Source organism: Chryseobacterium sp. Marseille-Q8038 (genome assembly GCF_965111995.1).
Genome location: NZ_CBCOPN010000001.1, coordinates 394708 through 419395, shown reverse-complemented (window position 1 = coordinate 419395; position 24688 = coordinate 394708). Strand labels below are relative to the sequence as shown.

Here is a 24688-nt window from a genome sequence, read left to right as displayed (position 1 = left end):
GTAAATACTGCATAAAAAACAATGGCAGTATTAAGTATTTTTTCTCATGGTGTTTTATTTCTTAATCAATTTAGCATTCGCCGTTTTGTTGGTATCCGTTTTTATCGTCACCAGATAGGCTCCCTGAATTAAAGCCTGGGTATTAATCTTCGTTACTCTGTTCTTAGTTTTTATACTCTGAAGTTGTCTTCCACTCATGTCATATAAAAGAATATCAGCTTCCTTGAAATCAAAACCAATTTCTACATAAGCATAATCAGAAACAGGATTCGGATAGATTTTGATGTCGTATTTTTCAATGAGCTGATCCACCTGTTTATCGCCCAGTTTTACGATCTTCCAGTTTTCTTTCCCCAGTTCTTCTGCACTGGTTCCGGCCAAAATAATAGAGCCATCTCGGTTCAGTTTTAAGTCGGAAAGCCTTTCTTCTTTTTGTCTGGATTCTCCTTTCACGTGTTTTCTCCACTGTTCATTTCCGTTCTGATCCAGATAGAGCATCCAGAAGGTTTCGTCATCAGCCTGTATTCTTCCTTCAGCCTGGGTATAGCCTCCCAACAGAATGCCCTTAGACTTCTCGCTTCCATCTTCGTGCTTCCCGCTTACCACACTCATCCCCATCAGAATATCTCGGTTCTTGAAATTGTAGGATTTCTGCCACTGTTCATCCCCTCTTTCATTTAGGGAAATCAGCCAAAGGTCTGTTCCTTCTTCCAGTCCTACCGTTTTATTGCCTGATCTTTCTGATCTGGATTCTCCACCAATGATAAAGCCAGTTGAAGCCAGCGCCAGGGTTCTGATGTGGTCATCACCTTTGCCTCCAAAGTTCTTTTCCCATTCTACTTTTCCATTTTTGTCTAACTTAACAATCCAGTAATCGCCTTCACCGAAGTTGTCGCTTTGCTTTGAGGTTGCAGATAGTAGGTTATGGGTTGCAGTTCTGTCAGACGGAATATTAGTGTTAGTCGTTGATTGCTGATTATTTGTTTTAACAGATGTGCTTCTTGAATAAATTCCAAGCAATGCGCCGCCGTCTTTCGTGGGAATCATCTTTTCGACTTCATCTAAACCTTTTCCGCCTAAGATTAATTGAGAAAGTTCTTTTCCGTTTTTATCCAATTTTGTGATCCAGACATCTTTGGAGCCGTAGCCTTTTGATGAGCTCTGTACATTCCCGGCTACAAAGAATCCTAGGTCTGTAGTTTGAATGACTGCTCTGGCTTCTTCATCGGAAGAGCTCCCCAAAGTTTTCTGCCATAATTCATCGCCAAATTCATTGATTCTGATTAACCAGATATCGGAGCCTCCTTTGGAATCTTCTTTTTTATCGAGTCCTTTTCCTGAATAAGATGTTCCGGCCAGTAAAAATCCGCCATCCTGAGTGGTAACGGTTGCGGATAAATAATCATGGTTGGATCCCGAAAAATATTTCTCCCAGACTTCCTGTCCCTGCTGATTGAGTTTTACCAGATGGAAATCGTAACCGTTGTTCTGTTTACTTCCAGCCTCCAGCTTCCCGCTTCCTGACTGTATAGAACTTCCGGTGATCAGATATTGCTGGTCGATAGTGGTGGTGACCTGGCTTAGGAAATCCTGGGTAGAGGATTGGATGTCTTTCTGCCACACCACTTCCTGAGCGGATACGCCCAAGATTGTGCATAGAGTGAATGCACCGAGATAAAGTTTTCTCATTCCCGTGTTGTCGTTTTTTGAGTTAGTAATTAGTTTCTTAAAACTTCGCGAATTTAATACTTTTCAAGACACAAAATCACTTTAATGTGGTATCCAGTAAATCATACTATTTATTATTTACTTTTCTTTATTTATAGTAAATTCAGTCTTATTCTGATGTAAAACTATCTCCTTGAAGCGACAAAACTTGTCGTATTAAATTTCTATATGAATTGATATAGACATTTCGTTAATTTATGTCCACAAAAAAACCACTCTTCCGAGTGGCTTCGTATTTTTTAATTTAATCTTACTGATAAATTACTTCATCATTCTTCTTGATTTGGTAGCTTTTTTTATATGGAGTTAAAACATAGCTGTCTTTAATATGAGAACCGCTTTTCCAGACCTTTCCTTTTCCCTCTTTATTCAGGATAATGCTTTTTGCAGCTCCATCCGGAATAAAAACTTCAGCTTTTTTCATGTCTTTTGAGAAAATTATTGCTGTCATTGAAGTATAGCTTTTATCCGAATTTACTTCTTTGAGTTTTATTTTCTGCCTGAAAGTTTGTATACAATCATTTTTTAACTGTGAATAGGTATATCCCGCGGAACCAATACAACCATGAACATCTCTGTCACCTCCCAGAACAGGAGTACTTTTTTGCGCAAAAACAAATGAACCAAGGAACATGGCACTGAGTAAAATTATTTTTTTCATATATAAAATTTTTGTTTTCTGATGGATTAAAAATATCCCAAAAATGTGATATTAATTAATTTCTCCCTAAGGTACAAAAAAAACCACTCTTGCGAGTGGTTTTTATTTTTTGAAATCTGATCTTACTGATAGATCACGATATTATCTTTTTTAAGCTGATAACCGTTCTTTTTGTAAGGAACCAATACGTAACCATCCTTTTTCCATGCTTTGGCTTTACCTCCTGCTCTGGTAAGGATAATACTTCTTTCACCGGCATCTTTTACAAAAACCTCAGCTTTTTTCATGTCTTTACTGAAAATAACTGCAGCTATTGAAGTATAGCTTTCTTTCGGAGCTACTTCTGTTAACTTAATCTTCTGTTCAAAAGTTCTTACACAGTCTTTCTTAATTTGAGAGTAAGTATACCCTGCAGAACCAATACATCCGTGCGCATCTTTGTCACCACCTTTTATTACTCCTTTCTGTGCAAATGCTAAAGAACCCAGGAACATTGTGCTTAATAAAATTGTTTTTTTCATGTCAATTTGTATATAATAATTACACGAGGTATTATTAAAAATCATGCCAAAAAAGACATAATACACAATTCTGTGAGCAACTTTTCTTCTATTACTTGGTCCAGTTAATTTTTGAATGTTGAACCTGATCAGAGCTGGTTCCGATCATGATATCAAATTCACCTGATTCCCAGTCGTATTTCAAATCTCCGTTATAGAATTTAAGCGTTTCAGGAGTGATATCGAAAGTAACTTTTTTGGATTCTCCTTTTTTCAAAAATATTTTTTGGAAACCTTTCAATTCTTTTACCGGTCTTGTAATAGTTCCCACCATATCTCTGATATAAAGCTGAACAACCTCAGCTCCGTCATAGTTACCGGTATTGGTTACCGTAACAGATGCCTGAACGGTTTGATTTCCTTTTGGATTCGCACTGGAAACTGCCATATCAGAGTAATTGAATTTCGTATAACTCAATCCATATCCGAAGGCATACAATGGAGTATTACATTCGTCCATATAGTTTGAACGGAATCTTTGGTATTCACATTTATCCGTCAATTCCTGACTTAATGGGCGACCTGTATTTTTAGCATTATAATAGATTGGCACTTGTCCCAGGCTTCTTGGGAAAGTCATTGGAAGTTTCCCGGACGGATTTACTTTTCCAAATAAAACGTCTGCAATTGCATTTCCTGCTTCAGATCCTGCAAACCATGCGTTCAAAATAGAATCAGGAGTATCTTTTACATTGGTTAAAGCCAATGGGCGACCTGTAAAAAGAACCATGGCAATTGGTTTTCCGGTTTTCTTTAGTTCATTTAATAAGTCAACCTGAGACTGAGGGATGGTAATTTCAGTTCTAGAAGATGATTCACCACTCATTTCTGCAGATTCTCCTATGGCGAGAACAATAACATCTGCTTTGTTGGCAACATCCACAGCTTCTTTTAACAATTCTTCTTTCGAACGGTTGTCTCTGTCTGTTTTTTTACCGTGAGCAGCATAGATGTCTTCTAATTTAGCATCATAATCAATATTGGCACCTTTAGCAGAAAGGAATTTCACCTCTTTACCATAGTTTGCCTGAAGACCCTGCATCAGGTTTACAGCTTTATCATGTTTTGCAGCAACACTCCAGGTTCCGGCCATATTGAGTGAATTGTTTACCAATGGTCCAATGACCGCAACCGTTCCTGATTTTTTCAAAGGAAGTACCTGATTTTCATTTTTCATTAAAACCATAGACTGAGCAGCAACATTTCTTGCAACATTTCTGTTTTCCATGTTGTAAACTTCTTTTGCCGCCAGTTTTGCATCCCCATATTTGTATGGATCTGTAAATAATCCCAGGTCATATTTTGCTTCAAGAACTCTTTTGGCTGCCAGATCAATTTCAGCTTGTGTTACTTTTCCTTCAGATAAAGATTTTTTTAATGTTGTTAAAAAACCTTCTCCTACCATATCCATATCAACACCTGCTTTCAGAGCCAGTGCAGAAACCTGCTGAAGATCTCCCATACCATGATCAACCATTTCATTGATCCCTGTGTAATCCGTCACCACAAAGCCTTTAAACTTCCACTGATTTCTTAAAACTTCAGTTTGAAGCCATCTGCTTCCGGTTGCAGGAACACCGTCTACTTCATTGAAAGAAGCCATCACAGAAGCTACTCCTGCATCAACAGCGGCTTTATAAGGCGGGAAATATTCATTGAACATTCTCACGTGGCTCATATCAACCGTATTGTAATCTCTCCCCGATTCTCCTGCTCCATATAATGCAAAATGCTTCACACAGGCCAGAATGGTGTTTCCAACAGATAAATCTTTACCCTGATAACCATACACCATGTTTTTTGCAATTTCACTTCCTAAATACGGATCTTCACCGGAACCTTCGGAAACTCTTCCCCATCTTGGTTCGCGGGAAATGTCTACCATGGGAGAGAATGTCCAGTTGATTCCATCAGAAGATGCTTCTTTTGCTGCTACTCTTGCTGACTGCTGAATCAGATTCATGTCCCATGAAGCGGCTAAACCTAATGGAATCGGGAATGTGGTTTCATAACCGTGAATTACATCCATCCCAAAAATCAAAGGAATTTTCAAACGGCTGTTTTCTACTGCTACTTTTTGAACGGCTCTGATTTTTTCCGCTCCTTTTATATTAAATAATCCTCCTACTAAACCCTGTTCAACTTTTTTACCGATATCTGAACTTTTAGCCAGACCTGTGGTAAAGTCACCTGAACTTGGTAAGTTAAGCTGGCCGATCTTTTCATCCAAAGTCATTTTAGATAAAAGATTATCTACAAAAGCTTTCTTTTTAGCCTGATATTGAGCTGTCTGATAAGACTGAACGGGCTTCGTTACCATTTCCTGTGCAGAAAATACAGGAGCTAATGCTAAAGTGGCAATTACAATTAACTTTTTCATAAATCTATCTTCTTAAATTATTGTTTTTATATTTTTAGTTTTAATTCGATGGGTTTATCTTTCAATCATTGTCTGTGTGTCAGGCTATTTTCCTTTCTTTTTTGACAGCATCCATTCATACAGCGCAGGGTTTGAATAGGCTGAATCCCATGAATTATGATTGTCATTCGGGAAGATAACCAATTCTGCTGTGGGATTTACAGGATGCAGCTTTTGATAAAAATTAAAAGCATTAGCAGGCAAAACAATATCATCCATGCCGCCATGAAATATTTTCATATTCAAATCCTTAAATTGATGAATATTAGCAGTCATTACCTGATCTGTAGGGGCACAAACTGAAGCCACAGCGGCAAACATTTCCGGATGCTCCATGGCCAGCTTTAAAGTTCCCCATCCTCCCATGGAAAGTCCTGTAAGGTAAATGCGGGATGCATCAATTTTATACTTCTTCTGAATTTCTTTGATCAGATTGTAGACGGTAACGGTATCCCACCATGTTCCTTCCGGACATTGAGGTGCCAGAACAGCCACCGGTTCTTTGATCAGATTTTTATAGGTGAACGGGCTGTGAGCTTTTACCAAATCCAGATTAGTTCCACGTTCTCCTGAACCGTGTAGAAAAACAATCAAAGGTACATTCCCTTTTGTATTCTGTGGGTAATCCAGAATATAAGATATTTTTTCCTGTCTTTTAATTTCTTTATTGAGTTCCCCTTTTATCTCCTGCGCATTCATTTGTTGTAATGAGAATGGCAATAGTAAAAGAGGAATATATTTCAGTTTTAGTTTCATATTGTTATTTAGGTTTTGGCTAAAGCCAGCGGATTTGACCTTTTTTATTTAAACGAGCTAAAGCCCGTTCCTATTGAATTATTTTATTCCATATTTGGTTGACTGGAAGCTTAGTTTTTTTAATCCCTGCTGAATTTCCGGGGCATTCATAAACAACTTCCAAAGGAATCCAGATCTGTAGTTTTCAACCATTGGAGCAATGGTTCCCTGGTCTATTGCAAGATATCTTGGGGTAAACCAATTGTTATAATTAACAGAAGTGGCATCATAAGGTCCTGCAGATCCTATAAATTCGGGTTTCTGGGTATACATGAATCTCAGGAACGCCATTGATTCTTTCGGCGTATATGGAAAGCTGCTTAAGGCTGCTGTAGGAGTGATCACTCCATTATCATTATTGCCAGGCATATGAGCGGTGTATCCTGTGCTTCCATCCTCATTTCTGGTATAACCGGCTGTAAGTCCCCAATAGCTAGGTCCATAACCTTTCCATTGTTTTGGATTTTCAACGCAATATTTATAGTCGATGAGGGTTTGATTTTTATTGACGTCAAAGTAGTTTTTGACAAGCTTATCGGATAATCCTGTTGGATCAAGTCCGATATACGAATATTGCGCCCAGAAAAGCGGTCCGCCATATTCTTCAGCATAATTGTGTTTTACATACAGGGGTAACCCGTATTTTGTTTTGTCTGTAAGGTAGGTTCCATTTCTGGTCCAGCCTTTATAATAGGTTTCCGCATCAATGGAATAGGTAGGTGAAGATGCTGCTAAAATATAAGTGATCAGACATTCATTATATCCTTCAAGAGGAAAATTCATTTCCCATTGGTAATCCGGTGACCAGTGCCAGTAAAGAACTTTCTGACCTCCTTTTGTATACCAGTTCCATTGGATTCCTTTCCATAGCTCATCACATTTTGCGGCAAGGGCTTTTTCTTCGGCACTTCCATTTTTAAAATATTCACGAACCATCAGTATTCCTGAAGTAAGGAATGCCGTTTCCACCAAATCACCACCATTATCTTTTTTTCCGAAAGGAACGGTCTTTCCAGTTTCCCCGTTGATCCAATGTGACCATGCTCCTTTATGACGGTCTGCCTTTGCAAGAAAATCCATGATGTGGGTAAGTCTTTTCACGGCTTCTTTTCTTGGAACAAATCCTCTTTCTACCCCTACCAGAATGGTTGCCAGTCCAAATCCTGAGCCTCCTGTAGTAATCACGTGCTTATCATTATCCGGATAGACATTGTCTTCATGATAACGCTCTCTCCCAAGCATTGAATTGGGCTCTGCATAGTCCCAGAAATACTTCAAAGCATCTTTCTGTACTCTATCCATCAGTTGTTCATCTGTGATATTGCTTTTTACTGCTTCAACTTTTCCTGCTTCCTGTTTGGCAACGGGAGCATTTTTACAGGAATACACAAAGAATAAAGAGGTAATAGCCATTGATAATACGTTCCTTTTCATGAGATCTCTTTTTATAGGGTTTCTAACTAAAAGAAGAGGAGAACTTTCATTCTCCTCTAATGTTTATGATTTATTTTTAATATCCAGGGTTTTGAGCCGACAATCCACCTGATTCCATAATAAAATCTTGTGGAAGTGGGAATAATTCGTGCTTTCCAACCTTGAAAACTTTTCCTCCGTCGGCAGCCATTGCAGCCTGAGCCTGACCTGTTCTTACTAAGTCAAACCATCGGTCATGTTCAAAAGCCAATTCCAGCCTTCTTTGCTTCCAGATATCTGATCTTACATCTGCCTGAGAAGAAGCAGGAGTATTACCAATGTTAGCTCTGTTTCTTACCTGATTCAGGAAAGGAATAGCTGCAGATGTTTGTCCCAATTCGTTCATTGCTTCAGCTCTTATTAATAATACTTCTGCATATCTTAGATAACGAATGTTTACGTCTGTTGATGCCTGATCTCTATAATTTGAAGAATAAGCTTTATAATTATAAAATTTATTTTCAGTATTTGGACCTACATAATAACCGTCATATAATGTCATATCTCTGTGGATAATAGTAACATCTCTTCTTGAATCTGTTGCAGAGTAAGCATCATACAAACCTTGGGTAGGTGTAGCAAACCCCCAGCCCCAGCCTGTAGTACCTCTGGCTCCCTGAACCTGGCTATACTGTTGGATTGCTCTTCCTGCTGTTCCTCCACTCCCATTAATTTCAAAGATAGATTCAGCATTATTCTCTCCTGAAACTTTATAAATATCCTGGAAAACCGGGGTTAATGAGTAACCTGTAACCTGATTGGTTTCATCTACAGCCAACTGCCATTTTTTTTGATATAAATACACCTTAGCTAAAAGTGCATGAGCAGCACCTTTAGTAGCTCTTTGTCCTCCAGTTCCAGAAGGCAAAACTGCCGCAGCGTCTTTAAGGTCTTTTTCTATAAATGTATAAATTTCTTCTTTACTTTTTCTTGTAAGCGTCATTAATTTATCTGCTTCAACTCCTGTTACAGGAACATGGTCTACTAATGGAACTCCTCCAAAAGATCTCACTAAAGTAAAATACATGAATGCTCTTAGAAATTTAGCTTCCCCCGTTAATCTTTCACGTAATTGAGGATCTGCTTTATCTAATTGTGGAAGATATTTCAATGCTTGATTACATCTATTAATACCCTGATAGTTAGAAGCAAACAACTCTTTAAATGATGGAGTTGAAGGTGTAAACGTTAAAGCGTCTAAAATATCTTTGTCTGAACCTGAATCACTCGCACTTGAACCTTTATCTGCATCATCAGAAACAATTGATGTAACCCCGATCCACGCAAATGTACTCATATTCCAGTCTAAAAACTTAGCGTAAATAGCCGTAACTAAACTATTTGCTCCTGCATCATTATTGTATATTTCACCCAATGCACCCTCAGGAATTGCTTCCGTAGGTGACACATCGATAAAGTCATTACTACAACTTTGGTTAACAGCTCCTAAAATTAAAAATGCAGCTGCTATGATATATTTCTTGTTCATTTTTTAAAAATTAAGGTTAACACCAAATACAAAAGATCTCAACGTAGGGTAAGCATCTAATTCTACCCCTGCACGTTTATATGGATCTCCTTCTGCAGTAGGATCCGCAGGATTATATCCGGATAATTCTGAAGAATATCCTGAGTATTTCTGGAACACAAAAGGATTAATTGCACTCACATAAAGCTTAATTGATTTTACGTAATCAGTTAAATTCTTAAATGTATAACCTACCGAAATGTTATTGATTCTGAAATAATCTCCGCTTTCTAAATAGAACGTTGATGCAATTGGAATATTTGCAGGATTTACAGGATTGGCAGCATTAGTGTTTGTAGGTGTCCAGAAATCATTTGCTACAGAAGCTTCAACATTTTCTCCCCCATTTCTTTGGGCTTTTTTACCATTGTATACTTTAAATCCAAAAGCTCCGTACCCACTAAGGGCAAAATCCCAGTCTTTATAAGACATTGAGATATTCACTCCTAACGTTGACTTTGGTATGTAAGAATCAAAGAAACGTCTGTCTCCCGGATCTGCACTTCCCGTAACACCGTTACCATTTAAGTCTTTAAACTTCAGATTACCGTTTGCATCATAACCATCTGCTTCCCATAAATAGAAACTTCCTAATGCATATCCCACTGCATTAGCATTGAAAAGTTTTGTATCCTGTCCGTTTCCAAGATTTCCTCCCACAATTTGAGAAACAGGCTTAGAAAGATCAATGCTGGCAAGTTTGTTTTTATTATAAGAATAATTGGCACCAATTGAATAGGTAAAATCTTCACCTACTTTATCAGCCCAATTCAGACTTACCTCAGCTCCTTTATTGACAACACTTCCCATGTGTGAATAATTCAAATCAGAAATTCCGGTTGCCATATATGGAACCACCCCCAAAATAAGATTTTTGGTTTTTCTGTTATAGATATCGAAAGTACCTGTTAATCTTTTATCCAGGATACCAAAATCCAATCCTAAAGAAGATTCTTCTGTAACTTCCCATCCTAAACCTGGATCGTAACCTTTATTGACAGTTACTCCATTACTTACTGGTGAGCTTCCAAATGCATAATTGTAAGTTGCTCCCATTGATAGTGGTAAATAATTCAAAGGAACATTCTGGTTACCAATTTTACCCCATCCACCTCTAAGCTTCAACAGATCAAAGAAACCATCTTTCATGAAGCTTTCTTCAGAGATAACCCAACCTGCACCAAATGATGGGAATGTACCCCACTTATTACCAGCCGCAAACTGAGAAGAGCCATCTCTTCTGATCGTTCCGCTTAATAAGTAACGGTTCATGAATTTATACTGGAATCTTCCGAAATAAGAAATTGTAGTATTTCTGTTTCCTTTTATTGATTCAAGAGCTTTTGTATCACTATCACTATACAGGTTACCATAGTAATCAACTCCGCTAAGGTTCCAGTAATCTTTTGAAACAGGAACATCTTTTCTGTTGATAATTAAAGTCTCCAGACCATTCTTTACCGAAGCTTCTGTACCTACAACAACTTCAATATCATGGTTTTCAATTTTCTTTGTATATGTTAAATAATTATTGAGCAACCAGTTGAAATAGTTCTGACTTTTATTGGTTAACCTTGTTAGTGGTGATGTAGCCGAGTATTGGTTTTCCGTTCTCATCGGATCACTATCTAACCAGAAAGATTTTGAATTTACAAAATTATAGTATTTATAATTACCATACTCTCCACTAAACTGAGAAGTAAATTTTAAATCTTTATAGATATCTATATCCAGTTTTAATCCACCTTGTAATAAGAAATTTCTACCTCTTTGATTATCGTAAGCAAGCTGCATCACAGGGTTACCTACGTTATTAAATCTTCCTCCTTCATAATCAATATTTCCGGTAGTCTTATTGTAAATAGGCTGACCATATTTTCCATTAGGGTAATATACAGGAACTAATGGTGATTGTTTATAAGCATTAGTAAAAGCTCCATACGATTTAGGAGTATCATTGGTAAAGGTAGCACTTAAAGTCTGAGCTAATCTGATACCTTTGGTAATTCTGAACTCGTTATTTGTTCTTACTGTAGTCCTGTTATAGTTTGTTCCTTTAAGGATAGATTGTTCATCGTAATTGCTTAAACTTAAAAAGTATTTTGCAACTTCTGAAGATCCGGAAATAGATAAGTTATGTTGGTTGTAAATCCCTGTTCTTGTAATTTCTTTAAACCAATCAGTATCGTATGGCTGATTAGGATTCAAATAATTACTGGCTTTACCCGCATTATTATAATTGGCAAATTCAGATCCGTTAGCCATTTTGATGGTTTTTAAAGGAGTTCTAAATCCAACCAATCCATCATAAGAAACGCTTAGCTTTCCTCTACCAGATTTTGTAGTAATAATGATTACCCCGTTAGCGGCTCTGTTACCATATATAGCCAATGCTGCAGCATCTTTCAATATGTCATATGTCAGAATATCATTAGAGTTGATATTGTTGATGTTATCAGTAAACATTCCATCAACTACATACAAAGGTGTTCTTCCTCCTAGTACAGTACCAAGTCCTCTGATCATCACTGTAGGAGTAGATCCTGGTGCGTCAGAAGCAATTACCTGTACTCCGGCTGCTTTACCCTGAATGGCCTGTGATGCATTCAATACTTTAGTTTTAGTTACTTCGTCTGCACTGATAGAACTAATAGAAGTAGTGTTATCTACTTTTTTACGACTACCATATCCAATCATCACGACTTCGTCGATCTTCTGGACTTTAGCAGAATCCTGTGTAACCTGTGCATTCACATTCATACCGAAGTACAAAACGGCAATGAGACATGGATACTTTAAATTACTTTGTTTCATATAGTTTCAATTTTATTCAAATAAATCAAATTCAATTTTGTCTTTAAATAGTGGAGTTATTTAAAATCTCAAAAAAAGACATTAGCCAAAAATATAAAAAATATTGAACAATGTTAAATTATCTTAAATATTTAAAAATCATCCTTTTTTATTAAATCAAAAATGATAAATATTCAAGTTTTATAATTTTATACTCAATATAACTATCAATTTTTCATTATTTCATCAATGTTAAATTACTATTTTAGGCAAAAAAATTCACCAAATCACGCACTCACTTTAATATTTTGTTAAATAGAGAATAGTAATTACCTTTGGTGCAGTTTTTGACAAAAGCATCTTAGAAATACATAATAAAAAGATCAATGAAAAAATATATCATGGCAGCCGCTCTTATCATCGGGACCGGTGCTGTTATTACTACCAGTGTACAATCATGCACGTCACTGGCTACATCAGACATGGGGCTTTCTATTATTAAAAGAATCCTGCTCAATGGTATTGATAAAGGAATGGGTATTTACGGAAATAAAGAAGCGTTTTTACAGAATAATATGGTAGACAAAGCGCTTCCTAAAGAGCTGAGAGATATCAATTCTACATTGGAAAAAATTGCGCCTTCCCTGGTAGCCAAAGAAAGAGATTATATAGCACAGGCAGCAGCTTACACTGTGAATACTTCAAAACCTATTTTACAGGATGCTGTAAACAGCCTGAACGCTCAGGATGTTACAAGAATTATGGAGGGAACCACCGCTACACAGATTCTAAAGGAAAAAACATCTCAACAGCTTATTGCTGCTATTGCTCCCAAAGTAGATGAAAAACTGAATGAATATGGAATTGTAAAAACCATTAATACTGCATTATCAGGAAGTAATTTTCTGGGCAGTCTTTTAGGAGGCAATAACAATACAGTCAATTCAGGAGGATTGAGTAAACTTGCTTCTGAACAGCTGGTGAATGGATTATTCAACATTATCGAAGATTATGAACACCAGAACTCCAAGTCTCTGCTGGGACCATTTGGAAAATAGGAAAAATTTCGTTATATTTATATTATATTAACAATTGCAGATGGATATATTACAAGGAAATCAACACGCAAGTCCTGAAGATTTTTATCAGTCTTTAAAGGAGAAACTGGAGGATCATCACGATTTTCCGGAAGATTATTTATTTAAATTTATTATTCCTACAGACAAGGCGAAACTTACTGAAATTTACAAAGTTTTTGATGGTATTAAATTTACCCTGGGAAACCGCGAAAGCAAAAATGGAAAATACACAGCCTGCAATATTAATGCATTTGTTCTGGATGCCAATCAGGTAGTGAATATTTATAAAGAAGTAGCCAAAATAGAAGGCGTTATTCTATTGTAAAAACACCAACCGTTTCATAGTAATGAGGCGGTTTTTTATTATATGAAATAAACAAAAACAGAATGAACATCCCACTGATCTTATTGAGCACTACCCTGGCGGTCACTTCCACAAGCTGTATTCATAAAAACAACAGCGAAAATACCTCATCGAATATCACCACTGCAGTTCAACAACAAAAGATTGAACAGGTTCAATTAATAGAAAGAACAAGAGGATTCAGCAGAAGCATTGTTGTTACTCCTTCCTCAAAAGCATCCAATATCAACGAAGAGATCACGAATACCAAGCTATCTCCTGCAGAATGGCAGGCAGTTTCCCAACTGGCAGGAAATATTGATTTATCCAAGATATCAGATCTTAAAGCTCCTACTACAGGCAGACATTCTGACCGGGCAATGATAGCCTCTATGATCATTATCTCTGGCGGAAAGGAGTATACATCTTCAGATTTTGATTCCGGGAATCCTCCAAAAGAGCTGGAAGCTTTATATAATGTGATCAACGGACCTAAGAAAACAGAAACCCAATAACATAAAAAAATCCGCTCTTACACAGAACGGATTTTTTACTTATTTTTCAATAAAGAATTTTACATTTTCAATAGGCCTTCCCAGCATTGCTACCGAGCCTTTCACCAGAATTGGTCTTTGTATCAAAGAAGGATTTTCAGAAAGAATTTTTATCCATTCTTCTTCTGAATAGTTTTTATCTGCATAGTTTTCTATATACAGCTTATCTGCTTTACGGATAATATGGAAGACACTCTGGTTCAACTTCTTAAGCACCGTTCTGATCTCAAGAGGGCTTAACGGATCTTCAACAATATTGATGATTTCGAAAGGCACTCCGTTTTCGTCAAGATACTCCAGCACAGCATTTGACTTTGAACAGTTTCCGTTATGTAATACTTTAACTACCATGATATAATTATTCAATAATTAAACTTGATCTAAACAAATTTAAAAAGAATTACCCTGAGTATGTCTTAATATTCTGATAAAAATATGTTAAAACAAACCATGCAATTCTGCCTCAATTTTCTCCAGAATAAATCCGAAATCTTCCGGTTTTTCTACAAAATCGAGATCATCCACTTCAACAATCAAAAGTTTTCCTTCCGTGTAATTGGAAATCCATTTTTCATATTTCTGATTCAGTTTTGAAAGATATTCAATACTGATAGATGCTTCATATTCACGACCTCTCTTATAGATTTTTTTAACCAGATTGGGTACATCTGATTTTAAATAGATCAGCAAATCAGGAGCAGATACAAAAGATTTCATCAAATCAAAAACTGATGAATAGTTATTGAAATCCCTGTCTGAAAGAAGATTCATATCATTCAGGTTCTCTGCAAAAATATGAGCATCTTCATAAATCGTTCGATCCTGAATAATGTTTTTACCACTTTCCCTGATCTCCTTTACCTGACGGAATCTGCTTCCCAGGAAATACACCTGCAATGCAAAACTCCATTTGCTCATATCTGAATAAAAATCTTCCAGATAAGGATTATGATCTACATCTTCAAATTGTGCATCCCATCCGTAATGCTTGGAAAGCATCGTTGTCAAAGTTGTTTTTCCTGCTCCGATGTTTCCTGTAACCGCAATATGCATAATATTCTTTTTCCTTGTATTTACTGATTAGTTGATAAGTTTTTCGATGGCTTCAGTCTGAACTTTAGAAGTATCTTCAATCAATTTCTGTAAGGTATTGTCTGAAGGTTTCTCTACCGTATTCTCATTCGATTTTTCCTCAGTTGTTTCTACTGGTTTATCTGTAGACTGCTGCAGAGGTTCCGGCTGAGCTTCGAGCTGTTTTTGCTGTTTGGCTTTCTTTACTTTTTCAAGGCTGTAAAGATAGAGTTTGTTCCCTTTGATTGCAAAATAAGAGAGGATGTTTTTATCCACAATTTGCGCTTCCTGATCTTCAAAAACAGTCTCCATTCCTTTTTCCGGAACGTATTGTGAAATGAAATTAGTGGCTACAACCAGAATAACATCATTTTCTCTTCGAAACCGTTTTCCGTTTTCCAATGGGGCTTCAAACAGTTTTTCAAATTTCAGGCTGTAAATCCTGATATGTTTTCTTGTTAAGACATACACCTTATTTTCATAAACCAGCATATCCATTAAATCTTCAAAACTGATGTCAAATGGATAGGAATTAATGGTTGTATCATTCCTGAAATTGTACTGTATCAAACGTTTTGTACTGTCATCCAAAAGCCATAGCTGCTGCAGGTCTTCGGCATAAGCCATTCTGATAAAACCAAATTTCTGTTTAAAATCCAACCTTTGAATTTCATTCATATTCTGGTCTACAAATTTCATTTCCTGGGCATTTTCAGAAAACAAAGGTACATTCAGAGGATTTTGTACGTTCTGCACTTTGTATGGAACGGTAAGCATCATTTTTCCAATCTGCTTTCCTAAAGAATCGTATTTGGTAAAACTAAAATCTTTGTTTTTATAGATATACAGATTTCCATAGTCATCGGCTAGCATATCTTTCGCTTCCTTTAGTTTCAAAGTATCTAAAGGAAGAATATTCTGCGCTGAAGCTGTACAGAAAAGGAAAAAAAATATTAAGTTTAAAAACTTCACTCTGTTTTTTTAATGGGGACAATTTACTGAAAAATAATTTCATCGAAAAGATGATAAAATCTGGTAGAATCTTCTTTGAACTTAATCAAAATCGAGACCATCTTCTGGATAAAAAGAAGTGTTTTAAAGAAAAATACAATAAATTTTATTTAAAAGCCACTTCGTATATTTTGGACCAGTTTTTTCCTGTTACGAGCATATTATCTCCTTTAAAAGCAATTCCGTTTAATACATCATCACTTCCTTTGGTATTCTGTTTTGCAATTTCTGTGAAATCAAAAGTTCCCACGACTTCTCCATTGGCGGGATTAATCTTTAGAAACACCGGCTTAAGCCAAACATTGGAATATATAAAACCGTTGTGATATTCAAGTTCATTTAGATGGTCATAAATTTTGGTATTTCCCCCAACCAAAACGGGTTTTACTACTTTTTACGGATCATTTACATCCAGAAAATAAAAATTTTTTGAACCATCGGTTGCAATCAGGTTTTTCCCATCATATGTCAGTCCCCAGCCTTCTCCAATGACGTTGGGAAGTGGAAATTGGGATATTTTTTTCAAGGTATTTTTATCGTAAATAAAACCAATTTTATTTTGATAAGTCAGCTGATATATTTTATCTCCAACAATCGCACATCCTTCAGAGAAAATTTCAGCGGGCTGCTTTGCCATGATTTTGGGCACAGATGATCCTAACGTATATTTTATAAGCTGTGAGGCTCCTTTCATTCCGTCACTTTCATATACTGTATTTCCTTCCACAACAAAACCTTCGATAAAGTTTTTAGGATCGTGAGGATAATCAGCAACTATTTTATAGGGAATATTCTGCTCCGGAGTTTTGGTAAATACATTAATGGTAGCATCCTGGTTCAGGACTTCACCTTTTTTTGTTTTGATGATAAAGATGACCTTGTTATCTCCCAGTGTGAAAAATTTAGGATCAATCGTTAAATCTGTCGTTTCCTTACCTCTGAAACTGACGGCTATACTTTCTGTATTTGCTGTAATTTCTTCCGGCAATTCAATTTTATCTCCGAAATGATAGCCTTTTTCTTCTTTTGAGTTGTTATAATCCGCAAGAGAATCAAGCATTTTTTCCTTGTTACTGCAAGAGACGAGTAATAGAACTGCTGCAAAACCAATGTTAATGTTTCGCTTCATAAAGGTATTAATCATTTGCCAAAAATACTAAATTTTAATCCTCAAAACGAAAATAACGCCCCCAAGGGAGCGCTACTTCTTCTTTTTATCAATAGCATCAGATTATTTGATCTGAACTTCGTAAATCTTTGGCCAGTTCTTTCCTGTAACCAGCATATTATCTCCTTTGAAAGCAATTCCGTTGAGTACATCATCACTTCCTTTAGTGTTCTGTTTGGCAATGTCTGTGAAGTCAAAAGTTCCTACTACTTCTCCATTGGCAGGATTAATCTTCAAAATGATCGGCTTCTGCCATACGTTGGCATAGATAAATCCGTTGTGGTATTCCAGTTCGTTCAGTTGGTCATACGCCTGAGAACTTCCGGCAACAGCAATATATTTAATCAGTTTCGAAGGATCATTTACATCAAGGAAATACAAAAGCTTACTTCCATCAGAAGCAATCAGACTTTTCCCGTCATAGGTCAATCCCCAGCCTTCGCCTAATACATTTGGATAAGCAAATTCTGAAAGCAGTTTTAAAGAGCTTTTATCATAGATATATCCTTTTTTGCTCTGCCATGTCAACTGATAAACTTTATCGCCAACAATAGTGCTCCCTTCAGAAAAATCTTCCTGAGCCTGTTTGGTAGACGCAAGCGGAGTTGTTGTACCCAATGTGTACTTTAAAATCTGTGAAGATCCGTTCTGCCCGTCACTTTCATAGATGGTATTTCCTTCCACCTGGAATCCCTGTACAAAGTTTTTAGGATCGTGCGGATATTCTGCTACAATCTGATAAGCAATATTTTTTTCCGGATTTTTTGCAAATACATTGATCGTTGCATCCTGATTCAGGACTTCACCTCCTTTTGTTTTGACATTGAATGTAACCGCATTATCACCCAATGTAAAAAATTTAGGATCAATTGTTAAATCTGTTGTTTCTTTATCTCCAAAGCTGATGGTTACGCTTTCTGCATTTTCTGTTACCTCTTTCGGAAGCTCAAGCTTATCTCCGAAATGATATCCTTTCGCCTCCATTGAAGTATTATAGGTGTTCAGTGTATTAAGAATTTCTTTATCCTTATTACAAGACGCCAGTAATAAAATCGCTGCTAAACCCGCTATTATATTTTTTTTCATTGAATTTCTAAATATTTCTCCAAAAATAGCAAATTTTATTCCGTAGTGCCAATATTATCTACAGGTTCACCAAATTGTAATATATAGCCATTGTTGTCATAGATGGCAAATTCTCTCATTCCCCACTCAAAAGTTTCAATCTCATAGCATATTTTGGCTGTTGTTTTAAGATCTTCCCAAAGGTCGTCCACTTTATTTACATTGAAATAAAACGAACCGGAAAAACCGATGGATGTATTCGCTTCATGTTGATTAGGCTGAGACAGCATAATGTATATTTCATCTTTACGAAGTGAAGCCCATTGCCATTCATCATTCCTGCCCATCAAAGTAAACCCCAGAACATGACTATAGAATCCTATGGTTTCATCAAGATTTTCTGTCCATAGAACGGGACGAAATGTGGTAAACTGTATCATGATTCCTGCAGTTTAAAAGTATTTTTATTGATTTTCATGTTTAGAGAAACCCATGTTTCCTTATCAATCCTGGCTTCGCTTTTAACCTCCGGATCAAAATCAAAGCCTACTTTCCTGTAACATTCAATAGCTCCGGTATTCCAGTCGTAGACGTTCAGTTCTGCGGTTTCTTTATCAAAATGACTGAAACCATATTTCAGGAGTTCCAGCATTACTTTTTTGCCATATCCTTTTCCTCTGTTGTTTTCATCCCAGATCAGAATTCTTCCCAGCAGGAATGTCTTTTCTTTTAAAAAAATCTGAGCATGCCCGATTGTATTTCCGTCATCATCTGAAATTTTAAACAGGGTTCTTTTTTCATCATTCAAATCGGCCTCCAGCTGTTCTTCTGTGAGAGGAAAGCGGTATACAGGTCCGGCAAACTGAAGAAGCATTCTTTCGTCTTTTATCTTTGAAATCAACTGAGGAGCATCCTGAATGGTAAATGGAAGTAGGGTGATCATCATTTATTTTTCTAAATATTCTTTTAAACTCTGTCCTAAAATAGTATTCCAGCCTTCTGTAAAATTTTCTCTTGAAAAGCCTTCTCCCAAGTCTTTGAAGTTTTCAATGTCTTCATGAGTCAGCTTTATTAAAGTTGATCCATCTTCAGGCAGTAATTCCCAGGTTACAATGGTCTTCAATGCTGAAAAATCAGGATAAGACCAAGTATGTTTCAATTTCTGATTAGGAATTACTTCTAAGATTTGCCCCTGATGGTGATATTTATTGGCTCCTCCGGGTTCATAGAAATTAAATTCCGTGCCTGTTTCCAATACAAAATCCTGGATATCAAAATACCAGGATTTCATTTCATTTTTATCGGTTAATGCTTTCCAGACTTTTTCTATCGGAGCATTTATTGTGAACTGAACAATGATTGGTGTACTCATATTATAGGTTTACTATGTTTAAATGTACACATTTTGTCCGTAATATTTAACCACAAAAGTCACAAAAGTTTCATCTCTTAATGGTTTAAAGCTTAAGTTTATACTCATGAAGAGCACACTTAAGTCATTAAAATCTAACGATTTTCATTTTGTGATCTTTTCACCATTCGGGCTTCTTCAGTCAATATTCTTTTGTGACTTTTGTGGCTTATTTTTTAATTATCCATGTGAAAAACCAGTGATCTTTGCTTCATCAAAATCCAGCTGCATTTCAATGGTTCTCATGACGTGATCATCAAATATCTTTTCTCTTTTCATTCTGTGCAGTTCGTTTCTCTGTGCCTGAATGATCTGTCGTAAGACATCTTTGTTTTCATTAATGGCCGTTACATAATCTCCAGTAGAGGCCATACATTGGGCTTTATCTGCCATCAGCATCATTTCATTTTCCAGCTTATGTTTTTGATGGCGAACCAGACTGTTTGTGACTGCCAGCTCAGAGAAGTCATTATCCAGTTTATGCAATGCTGTTTCTTTCAGTTTACGCATAAGAATAACTTCCTGTTTTTCTTCCGGTAATTCGCTTCCGGCATCCTGGATATTTAATAATTTCAGAATTGGGCTTAGCAATAAACCTTGCCCTACCAGGGTAATCAATATGATAACAAAAGTTACAAATAAAATAATATTTCTGTGTGGAAATGCCTCTCCGTTTGGTAAAAAAGCAGGAATCGATAAGGCCGCTGCCAGTGAAACGACTCCTCTCATGGCTGCAAAACTGATGATAAATGGTTCCCGCCAGTCCGGTTTTGGAACTTTTAACCGCAATTCTTTGGAGCAGACTCTGGGGAAATACATCAATGCATAACTGTACAGAATTCTTGTTCCGATAATCGCTCCACCAATGACAACACTGTAGAAAATACCTTCTGAAATAGTGTATTCTTTCATCCCTTCCACTACAATCGGAAGTTCTAAACCAATCAGAATGAAAATGATGGTATTCATCAGGAATATCAGAACACTCCATACATTCCCTGACTGTATCCTTGAGGTATGACTCAAATAACAATGAGAATTATATGACATCAACAGTCCTCCCGCAACCACTGCCAGTACTCCTGAAAAATGGAAATGCTCTGCCCCCACATACATAATGTAAGGTACAATAAGGGTAATAATGGTATCTATATTAGAGTTGGTTGGAATAATCCTTAGTAAAGCTCCAAACAGAAAACCTACTGCCACTCCTACTGCAATCCCTCCGATAGCCATGGTAAAGAAATCCTGAACAGCATCTCTCCAAATGAACTGTCCTGAAATAACGGCAGCCAGAGCAAATTTAAACACAATTAAACTGGAAGCATCATTGATCAGACTTTCCCCTTCCAGAATATTAGTAATCTTTTTGGGAATTTTCATATGCTTTAATACTGAAGTAGCCGCCACTGCATCTGGCGGGGAGTTTACACCACCCAATAAAAACCCCATTGCCACAGTAAGCCCAGGAATAATAGAAGATGAAAGGTAAGCTACAACGATGGATGTTAAAAACACCAATCCGAAAGCCATTGAAAAAATCTGCTTTCTCCATTTATGAAAGTCCTGCCATGAAGTAAACCAAGCGGCTTCAAACAAGATAGGCGGCAGGAAAATAAGGAAAACAAGATCTGGTTCTATTTCAATACGTGGCATTCCCGGCACAAAGCTGATCAGCAATCCTGCAATAACGAGGAAAATTGGGTAAGCAACTTTTAATTTCTGGCCGATCATTACCAATATCATCACAGACAGCAGTACTGCAATAGATATTATAACATAGCTGTGAATCATTTTAAGTAAGTTTTTTAAGTATTTTTTTAATTTAATTAAATAATGTATTCCGTTGGATTGATTGATATCAGCGGAAATCTTTTAATTCTCTATTTAATTACAGAACAATATTATTCTTCGGTGTGATTGCCGGCGGAAGATCAGATTCATCCAGCATATCTCTCATATCAATTTCTATAGTACGGCTGATCTGGGTAATCGGCACATCATTGGGACTTCCTTCGAATGGATTAACAGAGGCCTCTCCTACGCTGTCTAATGTATGAAAGCACCATGTAACCAATAAAGAAAACGGAATATTAAACCATAAAGTCCATCCTTCTACTACTGTTCCGTCTCCTAATTTATCAAGTTCTTTCAGTAATCCGAAAGGCACAAAAACAATGAATAAAAGCAAAAGGTATGTGGTGATGGAAGAGAAATTTCTCGGGTATGGAAAATTTTTAATTCTTTCCGCTTTTCCCTGGTCATCGGTAAACTTTATCAGTTGCTGATTGATCCGTGTCCATTGAAAATCATTCAGTTCTCCTTTTTCATAGGCTTCAGACAACGCTTTACTCTGCTTCGCCATCAGTTGGGTAGCCCTGTTCTTTTTGCTTAAAATATACTGAAGTTCAGGTTCGGAAAGGTATTTTTTCAATTCTTCATCCAGTTTGGACAACCTCTCCGGAATGTCATACTTTCTGGCATATTCATCAAACTGATCTGTCCCCATATTTTCCCATGCTCTCGGCTCCCGAAGCTGAAATCTCAAGGCGGTAAGCCATGCATAATGACGAAGAAACATCTCTTTTACTTTACCCGGATCTTTAGAAATCAGCGCATCTCTCAGGATATATCCAAAACTACGGCTGTCATTAATAATCGCTCCATAGATCTGTCTTGCTTCCCAGAGCCTGCTGTAGCTGGCATTGTTTTTAAATCCGACAATAAAGGCAACAGCTGTTCCCATAATGGCAATCGGCTGCCATGGAACGGAAAGAAACTTCCAGCCTAAAAAATACAGGACGGTAGGAATGGCTGATAATACAACCAAGGCGTAAATGCTCCGTCTTGTCCAGATAATGAACTCTCTGGCTCCGAATCTTTTTCCTGAATGCATAAGTGTTTATTTTTTGTGTTTATTATTTTTTATTTTCAAATAAAGGGGTTCCTCAGAGCATTCAGAAACAGTTTTTATCATCAGTTTTTAGTAAATGGAATATTGTTATAAAAACCAATCTGAATCTGCCCGCGATTTCTATTTTCCTGAATCTGGTTCATATAACCTGCTTCAATCCTCATATTTTTGTTGATAACATATCCTAAAGCTCCGTAGACTCTGTTTCTATCGAAAACCGGACTGTTGAAATGCAGGAAAATTTCATTATACACAGATGCGTAAAGGGTCTTTGGCAGCATTTCTTTTTGCGTAATCGGAATATTCACGCCCAGCATATAACGGAACCTCATCCTGAAATCATCCTGAAGAAAACGTTCTTCCAGGCGATAACGGTGCTGAAGATAGAAACGTCCAAATTTCTGTTTGGTAATATACTGCTGGAAAATTCGGTGTTCTATATTCTCTTTTTTCTCCCCGTTTACATAAGGCTGGCTCAGAATAAACCCATATCCTAATAAAACATTGTTGTTATTTTCTGTAAGATCATATCCTATCCCGGTACGGATCAGCAACTGTTCCAGATCTCCAAGGGCATCGAAATTACGGTACTGAATTTCATTATGCCAGTTCAGCTTTTTGCTGATTTTGTTATTTCCAAAATACATATACCATGCTCCCAGATCATTTTTCTGAGCAAATGTCAATATGGATCCCAAACTTAATACTGTGAATGCCAACTTCGTAAAAACCTTTCTCATGTTTACCAATTACTATTATCTATCGTTTTTAACAAAATTAATATTTTAAATCAATAATAGCAAACAATATTTACACTCGGGTATAAAGAAGTCCGGATGCAATTATCTGCACCCGGTTTTATATAAAAGATTATTCTGGAATCTGTTCTGTCAGAACATTCGTTTCATGCTGGTCAAAATAAGTACAGGTCATCCCGTGAAGATCCATTGTCCATCCGTTGATTCCGTTTTCGGCACAGTCTTTACAGAAAGTCATGTAATCCGTTCCTCCCTGTTGATGAAGTTTCAGCCTTATTTTAAAATTTTCAAGGTTTAAAGTATCGGAAACAGGAAGTGAATCATACTTACTTCCGGTCTGCACAGATTGATTTTCATGATTAAAATATTCAGTATTTCCGTCTGAAACATATGCCTTATAATGGGAAACACCAAGCCTTTTTATCGCCTGAATATATTGAGGAAAATCGGCTCCGGTTTTTACTTTTTGGTGTTCTTCTTTAATGTTTTCGATCGTAAATTTCATTCTTTTGTATTTTTCTGACTGTTATTATTTAAGAATATAAAAGTATTATTTTTTCATAAACAAATCATGTGTATCAGCTTATAAAACAAAAACTAATTTAATCAGAAAATATAAATTTCATTTACTTTTTAATGAAAACAACGGCATGAATATTTACTCGAACCTGTCTTTTAAATAGTTCATATCTGCAATTTTACTTTCAATGGCATATACCACTAAACCTGCCGTATTTTTGGCTCCGGTTTTCAGCAGAAGACTGTTACGGTGGCCTTCAACGGTTCTTGAACTTATAAAAAGCTGATCTGCGATTTCAGATGTGTTGTATTGTTTACAGATTAATTCCAATACCTCTTTTTCTCTTTTGGAAATATGGTTGGCATCAAAAATACTTGAAACTTTCTTTTTAGGCTCTGTAAGGTTTTGATGTAATGCTTCCATTACTTCGTTATTGTAAAAGAAACCTTTGCTATATACTTCCCGGATTGCAGTAAGTAATTCAGCTGGGCTTGAGTTTTTTTTAAGGAAGGAACACGCTCCGGACTGTATCATATTGACAATAAACGCTTTTGTATTATAGCTGGTCAATGCAATAATCCTGATCTGAGGATATTTGATATGGATTTGTTTGGTAGCTTCTACTCCGTTAATTTCCGGCATATTGAGATCCATCAGGATAATATCAGGCAGCTCTTCCAGGGTTATAAGCTCATCAAGCAGCTCTTTCCCGTTACTGAAATCACTTACCAGTTCAATATCTTTTTCTCTCTGTATCAACAATGAAATTCCCTGACGAAAGAGTGCTTCATCGTCTACGGTTATTACACGAATTATATCCTTTTCCATCTTATAACT

At 36.6% G+C, this 24688-nt stretch carries 23 protein-coding genes and 1 pseudogene; 3 read left to right on the top strand and 21 right to left on the bottom strand.

Features of this window, described 5'->3' with window-relative positions:
- Positions 1-54 precede the first annotated feature (54 nt).
- The 8 genes from ACWPWS_RS01855 to ACWPWS_RS01820 form a co-directional block, all read right to left on the bottom strand.
- On the bottom strand, positions 55-1689 hold the full coding sequence (locus ACWPWS_RS01855; RefSeq protein ID WP_454045297.1) for a T9SS type A sorting domain-containing protein: 1635 nt from the start codon (positions 1687-1689) through the stop codon (positions 55-57).
- A 289-nt stretch (positions 1690-1978) separates the two neighbouring features.
- A complete protein-coding gene (locus ACWPWS_RS01850; RefSeq protein ID WP_209783950.1) occupies positions 1979-2389 on the bottom strand; it encodes a hypothetical protein in 411 nt (136 codons plus the stop codon).
- A 122-nt stretch (positions 2390-2511) separates the two neighbouring features.
- The gene (locus ACWPWS_RS01845) at positions 2512-2910 is read right to left on the bottom strand and encodes a hypothetical protein (protein ID WP_209783949.1); all 399 of its coding nucleotides are present in this window, start codon (positions 2908-2910) and stop codon (positions 2512-2514) included.
- A 91-nt stretch (positions 2911-3001) separates the two neighbouring features.
- Positions 3002-5329, bottom strand: a complete 2328-nt coding sequence (gene bglX / locus ACWPWS_RS01840; protein WP_209783948.1) for a beta-glucosidase BglX — start codon at positions 5327-5329, stop codon at positions 3002-3004.
- An 84-nt stretch (positions 5330-5413) separates the two neighbouring features.
- A complete protein-coding gene (locus tag ACWPWS_RS01835; RefSeq protein ID WP_454045296.1) occupies positions 5414-6124 on the bottom strand; it encodes a carboxylesterase family protein in 711 nt (236 codons plus the stop codon).
- A 78-nt stretch (positions 6125-6202) separates the two neighbouring features.
- Complete coding sequence (locus tag ACWPWS_RS01830) at positions 6203-7597, bottom strand: glucoamylase family protein (protein ID WP_209783946.1); 1395 nt, start codon at positions 7595-7597, stop codon at positions 6203-6205.
- A 76-nt stretch (positions 7598-7673) separates the two neighbouring features.
- The gene (locus ACWPWS_RS01825) at positions 7674-9125 is read right to left on the bottom strand and encodes a RagB/SusD family nutrient uptake outer membrane protein (RefSeq protein WP_454045295.1); all 1452 of its coding nucleotides are present in this window, start codon (positions 9123-9125) and stop codon (positions 7674-7676) included.
- A gap of 3 nt (positions 9126-9128) precedes the next feature.
- Entirely contained in the window at positions 9129-11978 is a 2850-nt protein-coding gene (locus ACWPWS_RS01820; protein WP_454045294.1) for a SusC/RagA family TonB-linked outer membrane protein, read from the bottom strand.
- Between the two features lie 365 nt (positions 11979-12343).
- On the opposite strand from ACWPWS_RS01820, the gene ACWPWS_RS01815 reads away from it, so the two are divergent.
- The 3 genes from ACWPWS_RS01815 to ACWPWS_RS01805 all read left to right on the top strand — a co-directional run bounded on the left by ACWPWS_RS01815 (position 12344) and on the right by ACWPWS_RS01805 (position 13894).
- A complete protein-coding gene (locus ACWPWS_RS01815) occupies positions 12344-13015 on the top strand; it encodes a DUF4197 family protein (protein ID WP_454045293.1) in 672 nt (223 codons plus the stop codon).
- A 40-nt stretch (positions 13016-13055) separates the two neighbouring features.
- Positions 13056-13361 carry a DUF493 family protein gene (locus ACWPWS_RS01810; protein ID WP_209783942.1) on the top strand — a complete coding sequence of 102 codons (306 nt, stop codon included), beginning with the start codon at positions 13056-13058 and terminating at the stop codon, positions 13359-13361.
- A 62-nt stretch (positions 13362-13423) separates the two neighbouring features.
- On the top strand, positions 13424-13894 hold the full coding sequence (locus ACWPWS_RS01805) for a hypothetical protein (RefSeq protein WP_454045292.1): 471 nt from the start codon (positions 13424-13426) through the stop codon (positions 13892-13894).
- 39 nt (positions 13895-13933) lie between these two features.
- Here the strand turns inward: ACWPWS_RS01805 and ACWPWS_RS01800 are convergent, their stop codons facing one another.
- From ACWPWS_RS01800 to ACWPWS_RS01740, 13 genes and pseudogenes are all read right to left on the bottom strand, one after another.
- A complete protein-coding gene (locus ACWPWS_RS01800) occupies positions 13934-14284 on the bottom strand; it encodes an arsenate reductase family protein (protein ID WP_105680672.1) in 351 nt (116 codons plus the stop codon).
- 87 nt (positions 14285-14371) lie between these two features.
- Positions 14372-14986 (bottom strand): deoxynucleoside kinase, encoded by a 615-nt coding sequence (locus ACWPWS_RS01795; RefSeq protein ID WP_002977952.1) that lies wholly within the window; start codon positions 14984-14986, stop codon positions 14372-14374.
- Positions 14987-15013: 27 nt separating this feature from the next.
- Complete coding sequence (locus ACWPWS_RS01790; protein WP_454045291.1) at positions 15014-15976, bottom strand: hypothetical protein; 963 nt, start codon at positions 15974-15976, stop codon at positions 15014-15016.
- A gap of 145 nt (positions 15977-16121) precedes the next feature.
- Positions 16122-17144 (bottom strand): annotated as a pseudogene (locus ACWPWS_RS01785) (glutaminyl-peptide cyclotransferase).
- Between the two features lie 102 nt (positions 17145-17246).
- Complete coding sequence (locus tag ACWPWS_RS01780) at positions 17247-18269, bottom strand: glutaminyl-peptide cyclotransferase (protein WP_209783939.1); 1023 nt, start codon at positions 18267-18269, stop codon at positions 17247-17249.
- Positions 18270-18304: 35 nt separating this feature from the next.
- Positions 18305-18688, bottom strand: a complete 384-nt coding sequence (locus ACWPWS_RS01775; protein ID WP_454045290.1) for a VOC family protein — start codon at positions 18686-18688, stop codon at positions 18305-18307.
- Entirely contained in the window at positions 18685-19194 is a 510-nt protein-coding gene (locus tag ACWPWS_RS01770) for a GNAT family N-acetyltransferase (RefSeq protein ID WP_454045289.1), read from the bottom strand. Before ACWPWS_RS01770 ends, ACWPWS_RS01775 begins: the two co-directional genes overlap by 4 nt.
- Positions 19195-19620, bottom strand: coding sequence for an SRPBCC family protein (locus ACWPWS_RS01765; protein ID WP_454045288.1), 426 nt, complete (start codon positions 19618-19620; stop codon positions 19195-19197).
- A gap of 219 nt (positions 19621-19839) precedes the next feature.
- A complete protein-coding gene (locus tag ACWPWS_RS01760) occupies positions 19840-21453 on the bottom strand; it encodes a Na+/H+ antiporter (RefSeq protein ID WP_105680677.1) in 1614 nt (537 codons plus the stop codon).
- A gap of 97 nt (positions 21454-21550) precedes the next feature.
- Positions 21551-22555, bottom strand: coding sequence for a bestrophin family protein (locus tag ACWPWS_RS01755; RefSeq protein ID WP_454045287.1), 1005 nt, complete (start codon positions 22553-22555; stop codon positions 21551-21553).
- 80 nt (positions 22556-22635) lie between these two features.
- Positions 22636-23313 (bottom strand): DUF2490 domain-containing protein, encoded by a 678-nt coding sequence (locus ACWPWS_RS01750; RefSeq protein ID WP_454045286.1) that lies wholly within the window; start codon positions 23311-23313, stop codon positions 22636-22638.
- 130 nt (positions 23314-23443) lie between these two features.
- Positions 23444-23836 (bottom strand): DUF1398 domain-containing protein, encoded by a 393-nt coding sequence (locus ACWPWS_RS01745; protein ID WP_454045285.1) that lies wholly within the window; start codon positions 23834-23836, stop codon positions 23444-23446.
- Between the two features lie 153 nt (positions 23837-23989).
- Positions 23990-24679, bottom strand: coding sequence for a response regulator transcription factor (locus ACWPWS_RS01740; protein WP_209783933.1), 690 nt, complete (start codon positions 24677-24679; stop codon positions 23990-23992).
- Between the last annotated feature and the right edge of the window lie 9 nt (positions 24680-24688).